The following is a 14,342-nucleotide window of genomic DNA, read 5'->3' as shown; positions in this document are numbered from 1 at the left end:
AAAAGTGTTTGACTTGCTCATTTGTTTTTATAGTGTGTACTCACTTAAATTTAAACGTTGGCGCTTTGTTTTGTTCAGTTTTCAAAGAGCAATTTATTGTTAAGCTGAAATTAGATTAACATATCCATGATTAGTTGTCAACTTCTACGAAGTTTTAATTTCATTTATAATCGCTTATTATCCAGCGACCAACTAATCTTAACATTCACTTTAAAAGAAGTCAACATTTTTATAAAATGAATTTTTCTTTTTATTTACTTACTCGTGTCAAAATAGGAATGTTTAGTCATTGCTCATTCAGCAACTTTAATAGAATACTCTTCTTCCTTACTCGTGTCAATATCTTTTTTGACATTTAGCTTTGAATTTCTCATTTCAATCATAGATTCATGTTTGATTAAAAAGCTAGAAACATGAATTACTCCCTAATCATTAGCTCAAATAAACAAAATATATTCCTCCTACTATCATTTATAGATAACCTTCTTTCTATATACTAAAGGAATATATAGGATCAGTTTCTCTAATCAGAGGCCCGCAAATATTTAGTACTAATCAGGGAGTGGAAACCGTTCTTTTAAGGAGCCTTGTGACTAGTACAAGCATAAACATCCACAAAATTTACGCAGGTAGGTGATAATAACTAACATATAAATGGATAAAAGAATAGGTAATACCCGCTTCTCAAGCTTATTATATTCGCTGTTAATATTCGTACCTATAATTAAAATTTCATATTCTTACTAAATATACGTTTAATATTTTGTGCAATGGGTAAGTGGGTAATGTACATGAAATATGAACTTTTAATACCTTACACTACTAGAAATCAGGATATTCAATATCACCCTATAGTACTTTAGTTATTTTCGATTTCTATCTAACTAAGATATAATTAATGCATAGTAAGATCAGCTATACATATTTTGATTATGATGGATATTCACAGACCTCAATTACAACCATGATAAACGATATGAAATGGTACCTTCCGATGCATAAGCTCAAAGGAGATAAAAGAATGACGATTTTAATCGTAGACGACAACCAGGTAAACCTTTTCGTAATCGAAAAGATATTAAAAAAAGCTGGTTATCATGATTACACTTCGCTTACATCTGCTCAACAAATGTTTGACTATTTACAAATAGACTCCGCAAACCCCAAGGAAACGAATGTTGATATTATTCTTTTAGATATAATGATGCCTGATGTAGATGGAATCGAAGCCTGCAGACGCTTGCAAACAATCCCTCATCTTAAGGATATTCCAGTTATCTTTGTTACTGCACTTGAGGATTCGAATAAAGTAGCTGAAGCTCTTGATGCCGGCGGCATCGACTACATTCTAAAACCAATAAATAAAGTAGATTTACTTGCACGCATCCGTGTTGGACTTCGCCTGAAATATGAAAAAGACTGGCATCGAATGCAAGATGAAAAGATGGCTCGTGAACTGGATTTGTCCATGCAAGTACAAAGTAGTCTACTAAGCGAACCTATAACTCTTGATAATCTAGTCATTAAAGCATCGTATTTTCCAGCTAATAAATTGGCTGGAGATATGTATTATTGGCATCGTATCGACGATAGACGATACGGAGTCATCTTGTTGGATATGATGGGACACGGAATAACCGCTTCCTTAGTTTGTATGTTTATTTCATCTGTCTTACGTGACGCAATCCGAACTCATACAAATCCAGAAGAAGTTATTAAAGAACTTAATCGTTGGATGTCAATTTTAAATAAAGAGGAAAACCAAGTTCATTATTATTTTACTGCCATTTATCTGATTATTGACACACTAGACAAAACATTAGAATACGTAAACGCAGGACATCCACCCGGTTTCGCTTTAATTGATAACGATGAGGTAATTCCTCTTTCAACAGGAAGTTGTCCAGTTGGGTTTTTCAATGAAATGAAGATAGAAAAAGCTACTCTGACTTACCAAGATGACATCCAAATACTTTTATTTACAGACGGGGTAATGGAGGCACTTGATACTAGCGATGCAGACGGGTTAGTTCAACTAAGTAAAGCTGTTTCAAAAAAATGGCTGACTTGCCGTGAAGATGCTCCCATCGATTTCGTCATGCCAAAGCATCTTCAGATTGATCAGCCTGATGACATGTGTGTTGTCATGATTCAAGCAAACTAAGAAGAACAGTCATACTTTCTTAATTTACTTGAATAAAAACGAGGATGTTTCAAAAAGATGATACACTTTTGAGACATCCTCGTTTTATTTAAATTAGTTTCTGGTGATCCCTTGTATCTTCAGACGTGGCCGCTTTAGTCTTTCTTATACTTTACGATAAATTTTCTCCAGAGAATCAAAATCTTCATATTTATCACAAAAAAACATAGTACGAATGGTTTCTTTACTTCCTAACCCAAGAAAACCACCTTTACTTAGACTATCGTAGAATAACTGATTAACGTCTTCTTGCAAGTCTGCTGTGAAATAAATCATAACATTTCTACACATGATAACGTGAAATTCATTAATAGAACTATCTGTAACCAGATTATGTTGAAAAAAATCAATATTCCTGAGCAAGTCGGGATTTAAATAGGCATGCTGGTAATCCGTAGAATAGTATTCGGAAAAAGCTTGGTCTCCACCTGCTTGCAAATAGTTTTTTGTATAAACCTGCATTCGGGTTAATGGAAGAACTCCTTTTTCTGCTTGTTGTAATACTTTTTCACTCATATCCGTTGCATAGATTTTTGCTCGATCATAAAGACCTTCTTCTTCAAGCAAGATCGCCATTGAAAATGCTTCTTCTCCAGTTGAGCACCCCGCATGCCAAATCCGGATTTCAGGAAGTTCTCTTAAGAATGGAATCACTTTGGTCCTAAAAGCTTTAAAAAATTCAGGGTCCCGAAACATTTCTGTTACATTAATCGAAAAATCTTCCAACATTTTTTCAGCATACCCTTTTTCATACATTACCTTTTCAATTAACCCGCTGATTTTCAGTACTCGCTCCAACCTCATTCGGTTTTCAATCCGTCTCTTAATTGAAGTTCTCATATACCGACGAAAATCAAAACCAGATACGCGGTAGATTGCTTGTAACAGTAAATCTATTTCAAAATCTTCTCTTTCCTCAATGGTTAATAAATCTTTCATGTAATTATCCTTCCCAAATCCTTTCATAGGAGTTTTTAATAAAAAGAGCTAGCCCGCCTATGGTGAACATAGAAGTTAACACTTCCTCCATGCGTCCAGTAATTGTTCTAAAGGATAGCTCCCTATACTCGAAGTTCTATGATCACAAAGGTGGACTCTTTTTTTAGTCAGTAAAAACTATTAAAACAGATCCGTTTCTTTCCTGAGACAAAAGCGCTCGCTCCAAATGTGGACACTTACCGTATGCGCATGACATTGTGACTATTTAGTCAATGATACCCCATTACTTTCGATATCAAACCAGTATAAATACAATCTTCTATATACTGGTCTTAGAATAATCGAAATGGCAGATAGATGCGGATCAAACAGAAGTTTTATCATGATGGTCTTATAGTTCCATTCGTCAACCAAACTCGCAATACAGAAAGAAGCTGGTTTAACTTGAGCGGCTTACTAACATAATCGGAAGCTCCTGCTTTCAAACATTTCTCACGGTCACCTTTCATTGCTTTAGCTGTCAGAGCAATGATTGGCATGTCATTAAACTGACCTGTACTACGAATTCGACGCATCGTTTCATATCCGTCCAGTTCAGGCATCATAATATCCATCAAGATAGCGTCAATAGTATGTTCTTTTTTTATGATTTCCAAGCACTCCAATCCAGTCTTAGCCGTTAGGATTTTCATCCCTTCCTGTTTAAGCGCATTTGTTAAAGCATAAATATTGCGATGGTCGTCATCCACAACTAAAACCGTTTTGTCTTGGAAGAGATTGTTTGGTTTATGTGTTTCAACCAGACTAAGTTCTTCTATTAAAGGTTCATGGTTACTTTCAACAACAGGCTCATTTATCGATGCCGCCACCTGTGGTAGGGCAGAGCCAACTTCAGCTGATTCCTCGATTCCTCCCGGAAGACTAGGGAGGAATAGCGTGAAGACACTTCCTTCCCCTTCTTCACTATCAACAATCAGCCACCCTCTAAGTAATTTTGCAAACTCTCGGCAAATCGATAAACCTAAACCGGTACCGCCATATTTCCTCATAGTTGCACCATCACCCTGCTGAAATGCTTCAAATATCAACTGCTGCTTAGATTTCGGAATGCCGATTCCAGTATCAGCAATAGAAACTTCAAGCCAGCCATCTGCTCCATCAGTATGGACCCACTTACTTAGCTCCTGTTCTTCTGCACACTTGATATGAACAGATATAGAACCAGTTTCCGTAAACTTAAATGCATTGGACAATAAATTTTTTAGTATTTGCTGAAGACGCTGTTGATCGGTAAAGAATATATCAGGTACATTTCCATCCTTTATTACGTTAAATTCCAACCCTTTTTTCTGAGCAATATGTTCAAAATTTTGTGTAAGCAATTCAGGCAATTCACTTACATTCATTTCATCAAAAACAACATCCATTTTTCCTACTTCAACTTTTGATAAATCCAAAATATCATTAATAAGCGATAACAAGTCTTGCCCAGAGGAATGAATCACCTTAGCAAAGTCTTGTTGCTCCTCTGATAAAGTACTCTCTTGATCTGAAAGCATTTCAGATAGAATAAGTATACTGTTAAGAGGTGTTCGTAATTCATGAGACATATTAGCTAAGAACTCTGATTTATACTTCGAACTTTGTTTCAACTGCTCCGCCTGATCTTCAAGATGTAATTTAGCACGCTGCAATTCTCTTGATTTCGCTTCTGCTTCGCGATTTCTTTCTTCCAGTTGTTCATTAATCATACGCAATTCTTCCGCTTGCGACTGAAGTTCTTCGGATTGGGCTTGCATCTCCTCTGATTGGGATTGCAATTCCTCAGACTGCACCTGCAATTCTTCTGTTTGAGCCTGGGATTCTAATAAGAGACGTTCTATTTCTACACGACCCTGTACGCTATTAATCGTAATCCCAAGGGTTTCAAGAACTCGCATTAGGAAGTTTTGCTGTAACTTTGTGAATGTTTCAATACTAGCAAGCTCGATTACAGCAACAACCTCATCTTCAAATACAACTGGTGCAATGAAAATGCTCTTTGGTGCTACTTTTCCTAAACCTGTTGATATCACTTTATAATCTTTTGGGACTTGATTAATAATCTGCGATTCTTTTTCTAACGCACATTGGCCAATCAAACCTTCTCCTAGTCTGAACTCTCGACGTCCTACTTCTTCTTCATCAGCATAGGATGAAAGTTTTACAAATTTCGCTTCTTCTCCTTGCCCTCGTTTAATATAAAAGACTCCTAGAGAAGCGCCCATTAAAAGCGCTAATCTACTGATAACACGCTGCCCAAGATTTTCCATATTAACGATTCGTTGATACATCGTAGCAATGTCAGCCAGTCCGGTCTGAATCCAATTTTGCTCACTAATTTCCGTTGTAAAATCTTTTTCTTTTTGATAAGAGACTTCTAATGATGCCGCCATCTCATTATAAGCTTGAGCAATATCACCAATCTCATCTTTAGTCTTCACATGTATACGCGGAAGGTCCGTTAGATAATTAAAGTCAATTTTTTTCATAATACTCGTGATAGATCTCAGATTCTTGGTCGTACTTCGAATCATCCAAATCATCGCAATCGTAATGAAAATAATCACTAGACCTACAGAGAAAATAATAAATTGTATAATTGCATCATAAGTTTCATACGCTTCTTTCAGCGCCTCATTCATCAATCCTTCTTGATAAACTTTAAATTCCTCTATAGAACTAGTTACCTTCAACCTTTTATCTCTTTGCTGGGCCATCAGGGTATTTATATCAGATGCAGATTTACCTTGTTCAAGCGCATAAATAATTTCTGTTTCCGTTATCGAGTAGGAACCATAATTCGCTTCAACCTGTTTAATCACCTGCGATCCATTACTTCTATTTACAATTTGCGATAATTCAGCAATCTTCAATTTAATTTCGTCTTGATTATTTTTAATTATCTCCAAACTATCCCTAGCTTCTTCTTTAGTAATAGAATCATTGACAGCATAAAGAATTTCCCGATCGCTACGTGAAAATAATTGACGAATTTCCATTGCAGCACTTACTTTAACATACCGATCGTCAACGATTTCCGTTATATTGCTTTTTACACTGTTCACCATAAATACAATACCCATTAGCATAGCGGCTAAAAAAAGGATAATTACACCAAATACTACAAATTGCTTCTTTTTAAAACTCACCCTATCCCCTGCCCTCTTGATTTTATTTATAAAATCTAACTCTTGAACGATTAATCGAACTCGCCAAAAGGAATATGACTCTATTAATTCATATTAATTATCTACCACTATAGAAAATTAATCTCTCTTTAATCCCTAGATAGAGAAAGCCAAAGATTATCTGTTCAATCAAATCTTTGGCTTTTTTTAAATCTATTCTTTTATTTAACTAAAGAAGAGCTTGTCTTCTTGACTTCTATATATAAAACATGATGTCCATCCATCTCTTTCACAGTGAATTCATAGTCCTCGAATTCTATTTTATCTCCTACCGACACATCATATTTGCCAGTTAAAATCCAACCGCCAATCGTGTCTATGTCCATTTCAGGCAGATGGATTCCTAATGTAGAGTTGACATCACCTATTAATGTTTTGGCATCAAAAACATAATGCCCTTCTGTGATTTTTTGGATATTAGGTCGTTCATCCTGATCAAATTCATCACGGATATCACCGACAATTTCTTCTAAGATATCCTCAACCGTCACCAAACCTGCTGTTCCACCATATTCATCTGACAGTATCGCCATATGAATCCGTTCTTTTTGCATTTTAAGCAGTAAATCATGAATGGGTATTGTCTCAAGTACCCGAATAACTGGAGTAATAAATTCATCAACATTTAAATCTGCCACATTGTCTTCCGTTATTGTAGCTGTATAGAGCCGTTTAATATTTACCATGCCAACAATATTATCTTTATCTCCATCTGTTACTGGATATCGTGTAAATTGTTCTTCTTGGATTATTTCAATGACATCAAGAAGCGAAGTTCCTTGTTCAATCGTTACCATTTCCGTTCTTGGCACCATGATTTCATTGGCAATTCGATTATCAAATTCAAAGATTTTATTCACATATTTATATTCCGATTGATTAATTTCACCACTTTTGTAACTCTCAGATAAGATTAAGCGTAACTCCTCTTCAGAATGGGCTAATTCATTCTCAGACGCAGGCTGCATTCCGAACATACCGACGAGCAGACGAGAGGAACCATTAAGAACCCAAATAAATGGATACATAATACGGTAGAACCAAATTAAAGGTTTAGCAAATGCAAGGGTAACTTGCTCAGCTTTCTGAATAGCAACTGTTTTCGGAGCCAATTCTCCTACAACAACATGCAAGTAAGTTACTGAAGCGAATGCAATGGCAAATGACAAAATGCTTATTGCTGGTTCAGCAACATGCAATTTTTCAAATAAAGGATGTAATATCGCCTCAACCGTTGGTTCACCTAGCCAACCAAGCCCAAGGGCTGTTACAGTAATTCCTAATTGACAAGCAGATAAATACTCATCAAGATGAGACGTTACTTTCTTCGCTGCAAGTGCATTTTTATGTCCTTCTTCTATTAATTGGTTAATACGAGAACTTCTCACTTTGACAATCGCAAATTCAGAAGCAACGAAAAAGGCAGTTAAAGCGATTAGTAATGCTACGGCTATCAATTTTATGGTAATCTCCAATGTGGATGGGTAATCGGTATACAATCCTTATTTATGATCCTATTGTCTTGCTTGAATCAAAATAAGGAAATACTTGAATACGATTGAATCCCAGGCACCTCCTGTATAGTGTCTCTATTTATATATATAATTTACACATAATCTCGATTTCTTAACCCACTGAACATTACAAAAGTAAAAGCAGCAATGTTTGCATGAATGACTTACTTTTTTTGCGATACTCTATTTTTTTTACGAACTTTTTATTTTCATGCTGATAATGGTCTAAAATTCTTGGAATGTATCATTTTGATCTTATCCAATGGAATATTGCTATTTTCTATACGTGACAATCCAAGTTCACCATATTTGTAATAGTGGTAATTAAAAGAGAACGTTCAGGTTTTAACAATCCGAGATTTGTATAATAGTCGAATGTGCGCTTTGTCACATTCGCTAATTGTGCTAGCTCACTTATTCTTAGTCTCTCGTTCCCAACATAGTTACCCCCTTACTATCACATTATGGATTTGTTTGATTTAATTACTCAAACATATTTCTATTTTACAAAATGAATGACCCTAAGAAAAATATTTTTCACTGAAACACATAAATATTCGTAAAAATAAAAAACCGACTCTTCTTAAGTCAGAATAATCGGTTGAAATGTATGATTTTATTTATTTGTTTTAGAAGCTTGGAGTCCAATAAGAATCTTAGGACCACATTGGCATAAAGCAGAATGTTTTAATTTTTTTATAGGTGCTCCACATGTGTTACAAATTTTTACCGCCATGATTCGTCCTCCTCTTTTACTCACTTAACTTATAGTATACTACTTTACATGTAATAATCAATATTAGTTTATAATAATTATAAATTAAATATACCAAGAACTCAATTATTCTCTTCTCTCTCCGCCATTAGTTTTTCGTTTTCGTGATCCATAATCCTTATTACTTTTTCAACAAAGCCAAGAATAACAACTAATTCTTCTTCAGTATATGTCAAGCAAGCTTCTTTGGTCGCTTCTGCTAACGATTCGAAATGAGCCTTTATTTGTTTTTGTCGTTTCTGAATTGGAGTGATCACGACTTTCCTGCGATCTTCCTCATCTTTTTCTCTCATTACATAGCCTGTTTTTTCAAGCCGATCAATAAGAGCCGTAACTGACCCGGAGCTAAGACCGGTAATTCTCGACAGCTCACCAGCAGTAATGGGGCCTGTTTCATTTAGTATCTCTGCAGTCTTTAAATCTGTGTGGACGACCCCCATCTTCTGTGCCATATTTTGTTGAAATAAGACGGTTCTCATCCCGTACTTATGCAGGCTTTTCAATAAGCAGTCTAACGTCTCTTGTTTTTGAAGTTTATCCCTTGACATGGACAGGCACCTCCCACTAAACTTGGTTTTATCTCGATTATCAAGATAATCATTTTTATAAAATTTTTCAAGTGATATAATCACTGGGTCCATAAAAAAAGGGGGATTTAATTGATGGATGGTATTCAACAGAATAAAAATCAAAACCTTATTGTTGCTGGTTTACTATTAGCTATTTTCATGGCAGCAATGGACAATACAATTGTCGCTACAGCCATGGGAACCATCGTTTCAGATTTAGGCGACTTTGATAAGTTTGTCTGGGTTACATCCGCCTATATGGTTGCTACAATGGCTGGGATGCCGATCTTCGGTAAACTTTCCGATATGTATGGTCGTAAACGTTTTTTCATTTTTGGTCTTATTGTTTTCCTACTAGGATCTGCATTATGCGGAATTGCCCAAAGCATGGTTCAATTAAGTATTTTTAGGGCGATACAAGGGATTGGCGGTGGGGCACTAATGCCTATTGCCTTTACGATTGTATTCGATATTTTCCCACCTGAAAAACGTGGAAAAATGACCGGGTTGCTCGGAGCTGTATTTGGGGCATCAAGTGTAATAGGGCCTTTATTAGGCGCTTATATTACCGTATATGTCAGCTGGCATTGGGTATTTTATGTAAATGTGCCCATTGGATTAATATCCTTATTTTTCATACTACGTTATTATAAAGAATCTCCACAAATTCGAGAACAAAAAATTGATTGGGGAGGAGCTGCAACACTTATCATCGCCGTAATTAGCCTCATGTTCGCACTTGAATTAGGTGGTGGTAAATATAGCTGGGATTCAGTCCAGATTATCGGTTTATTTACTAGCTTTGCCGTATTCTTTCTATTATTTTTCTTTTTCGAAAAAAGAGCGCAAGAACCAATCATATCTTTCTGGATGTTCAAAAAACGCTTATTTGCGACTTCGCAACTTTTAGCGATTCTTTATGGGGCATCGTTTATTATTTTAACCGTCTATATTCCAATCTTTGTTCAGGCTGTCTATGGTGGGTCAGCCACGAATGCAGGGCTTATCCTCATGCCAATGATGCTCGGTTCTGTAGCTGGAAGTGCATGCGGCGGGATTTTTCAAACAAAGGCAAGCTTCCGTAAGCTGATGATTATTTCAGTTGTCGCTTATTTTATCGGCATGTTCTTGCTCGGAACATTAACACCTGAAACAAGCAGAGGATTACTCACTCTTTATATGACAATTGTTGGAATTGGAGTTGGTTTTTCATTTTCTTTACTACCAACAGCATCTATTCACGATCTAGAGCCGCGTTTTCGAGGTTCCGCTACCTCAACAAATTCATTTTTGCGTTCATTTGGAATGACATTAGGTATTACTATTTTCGGAGCTATACAAAACCATGCGTTTACGAGCAATATAGCAGATTCATTTAAAGGAATGGGAACTGGTGGTGAAGGGGCGTTTGGCAATCTTAAAGATTCGCGAGAGCTGTTCCAATCAGAGGCTCGTGCTCTTATCCCAGACTTTGTTCTTAAGAAGATCGTCCAATCTATGTCGGATTCGATTACTTTAACTTTTATGCTGGCGCTTATTCCAATTAGTATAGCAGTTATTACTGTTTTCTTTATGGGAAACACACGTGTTAAAACTACACAAAAAGAGCAAGATTAAAACGAGTAATACTTAATAACTAATGGTCTGCCCCCCACTTCATACATGCCACAATAGAAATGTGCATCTAGTGTGGGGGCAGACCATTATGCTTTGACCGTGTTAGAAGCTTAACCCTAACTATATGTTAAATCATAAACTCTTGATCTCTACATTATCAGGAAGTTTAAATGGGTTTTTTTCATTAATTCTGTCATAGAACATGATACCGTTCAAATGGTCGAATTCATGCTGGAAAACGATAGCAGGGAACCCTTTCAGGCGAAGCTCGATTTCCTTTCCAGTTAAATCCGTTGCTTTTACTTTAACTCGCTCATATCTTGGCACATAGCCACTTATTTCACGGTCAACAGACAGGCAGCCTTCACTTTGTGGCAAGTATATCATTGTTGCTGAATGACTGATAATTTTCGGATTAACAAGTGCATGTTCATATAAAGTTCCTTTTTCGTCTGTAAAGTACATGGCGAACATCCGTTTATTCAAGCCGATTTGATTCCCAGACAAACCTACACCAGCACGCAATTGATATGTTTTTGCTATCACAGGATCCTGACTATTCTTTAGAAACTGCATCATACTCTCCAATGTTTCTTTGTCTTCTTCCGAAAGGGGCAGTTTGACTTCTTCCGTTTTCTGCTGTAATATCGGATCGCCCTCTTTCACAATATCGTCCATCGTAATAATATAATCACTCTTAAATTTATTCATACGTAACCATTCCTCTTTTATTGTTTGAGACATGTTTCATACCTATTCTCTATTCACTTTACCATGTCAGTCTTCATACTGTCTAACAACGAAGAAACGATGGGAAATTAAGCTACAATATCATATTTTCCATTATTTTACACTATAAATAGTACAAAAGAACCATTTATAATAGAGAGTAGTTCACTATACTAGTTTCATAGTAAAGGGGAGATAAGAAATTGAACTCAAACTCTACATTTGTTTCTAAATTCACGCCAATCTTCGTGGCATTACTTGTGATCATTTCCGGTGTTTTATTGTATGTTGTTAATCCGACACAGAAGACAGAAATCCCTTTTTCTTCAGTCGAAGATAAGATTGCAGCTCAGAATGGTGATTTAGTCACGTTAAAGGAAAATCAGAATGGTACTTTGACATTGATTACGCCAGACGGAAGTTATGTTTCTCACATACCACCCAATAGCACATTAGTAAACAAACTTGTCGAAACATATAATGTTCAGTATTCTTTCTCATCAACTAGCCCATTTAGTCTATGGTTATTAGGTGGAATAGTCGCAGCATTAGCGGTAACCGCCATTATTATACAAAGAAAAACAAAAGGTGGCATTGGAATCGGAAAAAGGAAGAATAGTGTTTCTTCAGCAAAACCACTTCCAGCCATTACCCTTGATGATATCGGTGGATTACAGACCGAAATCAAAGAAGAAATTCTCCAGACACTTGCCATTTTAAAAGAACCTGAGCGTTCAGAGAAACTCGGAATCACCGCTCCAAAAGGAATTCTATTATATGGGCCTCCTGGGACCGGCAAAACATTGCTTGCTCAAGCAATTGCTAAAGAAATGGGCGCCAACTTCTTTTCTACAAGCGGTTCCGCCTTTAATGAAATGTTTGTTGGTGTCGGAGCCTCTCGTGTCCGGAGTTTATTCCAAAATGCAAGAAAGCAAACACCAGCGGTTATTTTTATCGATGAAGTAGATGCTCTTGCTGCTAAACGAAAAGAGCACGGCGGTGAAGAAGGAGAAAAAACACTGACCGAACTGCTCGTCCAGCTTGATGGTGGGCATTCGAACGATGGGATTTTGTTTATTTCGGCTACAAACCGAAAGGATATGTTAGATGAAGCCTTCCTTCGCCCTGGTCGGATTGATTTTTCATTTCAAGTGCCGTTGCCAGATACGAAAGGCCGGAAAGAAATTATTGAAATCCATTCCAAAGGTAAACAACTATCAGAAGATGTGAAGCTTTCCCTTGATACATTAGCTGAAAGCACTTCAGGATTTTCCGGAGCAGATTTAAGCTCTCTATTCGATACCGCCTCAAGACGAGCATTACGTAACGGGCAAGCGTTTATTGAGAAAAGCGATCTTGATTATGCCATTGATCGTACAATATTAGGCAGCACTTCACGTTCATTAAATGATCCTGATACAAAAAGGCGTGTTGCTATACACGAAAGCGGACATGCACTTGTAGCAGCGATTACGAAACCGGGTTCTGTTCGCAAAGCAACTATTATCCCTCGTGGTGATGCTCTAGGTTATGTTGCACCCATTCAAAAAGAACTGCATCTAGCTACAACAAGTGAATTATTCGATCAAGTCAAAATGATCCTTGCTGGCGGTGTTTCAGAACGGATGTTTTTAGGTGAACATAGCATCGGCGTAAGCGGCGATGTCAAACAAGCAAAACATCTGCTTGAACAAATGGTCGAAACAGGGATGCTACAAGAAGGCTTCACTCTTACCTTCAATAAAGGTGAAAAAGAGAAAAAAATGCAGGAATTGTTTAACGAAGCGATTCAAGCAACCGAAAAACTTATCAATAATAACCGTGAACAGTACGAAGAACTTGTTGAAACATTATTAAAGAAAGAAACGCTTGAAGGATCTGAGGTTGAAGAAATCGTTAGCAGTAGACGACCTGAAATAGTTCTTGTTTGATAAAAAACCTCCTTGGCACTGATGATTGCCTAGGAGGTTTTTCTATTTTTATCCTGTATTAACAGGCAGTAAAATCCCCACTGATTGAAGTTGCACTTTATACTTTATTTCTATTTTTCCCTTAAGAATTCGCATTAAGACCCTGATCAACCACTGTAAACCTAAATGATGTAGTTTAGCAAACGAGCTTATCGGGAAAATACCAACAAGCTAATCACATTAATGCTAGGAGGAATTAAACATGGTTCAAACATCAGATGATCAAAATAATAGCAAACTGGTGAAAGGAATGATTGTCGGAGGAATTATAGGTGGAGCTCTCATGCTCTTAAATTCATCAACAAGGAGCAAAGTAAAAGAAACAGCAATGGATATTAAAGACTCATCCTTGGACATGATTACCCAAGTGAAAGAAAACCCGAGTGAAGTGAAAGATGATATGATTAACCGTTTTAAGTCAGCATCCGAAGTACTAAAAGAGGCAATCAGTGATGCTCAAGCCCTTTATTCAATGATTAATGATGATGTGTTCAGCAAAGTAAGTGAGGTTAAAGATATTTCAACCGACGCCGTGTCAACAGTAATGGAAGCCAAAGAGGAATTAGCGGATATTGGTTCCAAAGTCGCTGAAGCAGGTAGTCAATTAAAGGAGGCATCACCAGAGCCTAGAACCAATTCTAAATAGCCACAACTAAGAGCAAAACCTTGAAATTAGTAAAAAGAGGGTGTCCCAAATGAAAAGTCAAAGCCCACACCTACTTAAATATTGTTATATGACGTGTCATTGACACGATAAACAATGTATAGAGTGTGAGATCAGACCCTTTGGGAAACC

Annotated in this window: 9 protein-coding genes and 1 pseudogene; 4 read left to right on the top strand and 6 right to left on the bottom strand. The window is 36.7% G+C overall.

The features are described 5' to 3' along the window. The first annotated feature begins 1,021 nt into the window (after positions 1-1,021). Positions 1,022-2,164: a fused response regulator/phosphatase gene (locus HNP81_RS19865; RefSeq protein ID WP_028392707.1), complete on the top strand. Its 1,143-nt coding sequence runs from the start codon at positions 1,022-1,024 to the stop codon at positions 2,162-2,164. A 144-nt stretch (positions 2,165-2,308) separates the two neighbouring features. Here HNP81_RS19865 and HNP81_RS19860 read toward each other — a convergent pair whose 3' ends face one another. From HNP81_RS19860 to HNP81_RS19840, 5 genes and pseudogenes are all read right to left on the bottom strand, one after another. Beyond that, positions 2,309-3,142 carry a CheR family methyltransferase gene (locus HNP81_RS19860; RefSeq protein ID WP_182503772.1) on the bottom strand — a complete coding sequence of 278 codons (834 nt, stop codon included), beginning with the start codon at positions 3,140-3,142 and terminating at the stop codon, positions 2,309-2,311. Positions 3,143-3,522: 380 nt separating this feature from the next. After that, positions 3,523-6,333 (bottom strand): response regulator, encoded by a 2,811-nt coding sequence (locus HNP81_RS24495; protein ID WP_182503771.1) that lies wholly within the window; start codon positions 6,331-6,333, stop codon positions 3,523-3,525. A gap of 200 nt (positions 6,334-6,533) precedes the next feature. Beyond that, entirely contained in the window at positions 6,534-7,847 is a 1,314-nt protein-coding gene (locus tag HNP81_RS19850; protein ID WP_182503775.1) for a hemolysin family protein, read from the bottom strand. Positions 7,848-8,197: 350 nt separating this feature from the next. After that, positions 8,198-8,304: pseudogene (cueR, locus tag HNP81_RS24080) on the bottom strand (Cu(I)-responsive transcriptional regulator); the annotation flags it as partial. A 419-nt stretch (positions 8,305-8,723) separates the two neighbouring features. Further along, complete coding sequence (locus HNP81_RS19840) at positions 8,724-9,209, bottom strand: MarR family winged helix-turn-helix transcriptional regulator (RefSeq protein ID WP_182503770.1); 486 nt, start codon at positions 9,207-9,209, stop codon at positions 8,724-8,726. A 114-nt stretch (positions 9,210-9,323) separates the two neighbouring features. Here HNP81_RS19840 and HNP81_RS19835 point away from each other — a divergent pair, with 114 nt between their 5' ends. After that, a complete protein-coding gene (locus HNP81_RS19835; protein ID WP_182503769.1) occupies positions 9,324-10,847 on the top strand; it encodes an MDR family MFS transporter in 1,524 nt (507 codons plus the stop codon). A gap of 132 nt (positions 10,848-10,979) precedes the next feature. Here HNP81_RS19835 and def read toward each other — a convergent pair whose 3' ends face one another. Beyond that, a complete protein-coding gene (gene def / locus HNP81_RS19830; protein ID WP_182503768.1) occupies positions 10,980-11,558 on the bottom strand; it encodes a peptide deformylase in 579 nt (192 codons plus the stop codon). Between the two features lie 221 nt (positions 11,559-11,779). Between def and HNP81_RS19825 the strand changes: the two genes are divergently transcribed. Next, positions 11,780-13,507, top strand: coding sequence for an AAA family ATPase (locus HNP81_RS19825; protein ID WP_182503767.1), 1,728 nt, complete (start codon positions 11,780-11,782; stop codon positions 13,505-13,507). A gap of 241 nt (positions 13,508-13,748) precedes the next feature. Then, on the top strand, positions 13,749-14,192 hold the full coding sequence (locus tag HNP81_RS19820; RefSeq protein WP_182503766.1) for a YtxH domain-containing protein: 444 nt from the start codon (positions 13,749-13,751) through the stop codon (positions 14,190-14,192). Positions 14,193-14,342 lie beyond the last annotated feature (150 nt).

It is taken from the genome of Peribacillus huizhouensis (assembly GCF_014138605.1).
In the GTDB taxonomy this organism is placed as follows: Bacteria; Bacillota; Bacilli; order Bacillales; family DSM-1321; genus Peribacillus; species Peribacillus huizhouensis.
Note: the sequence above shows the minus strand (reverse complement) of the source record. Positions and strands in the feature narration are given on the sequence as shown.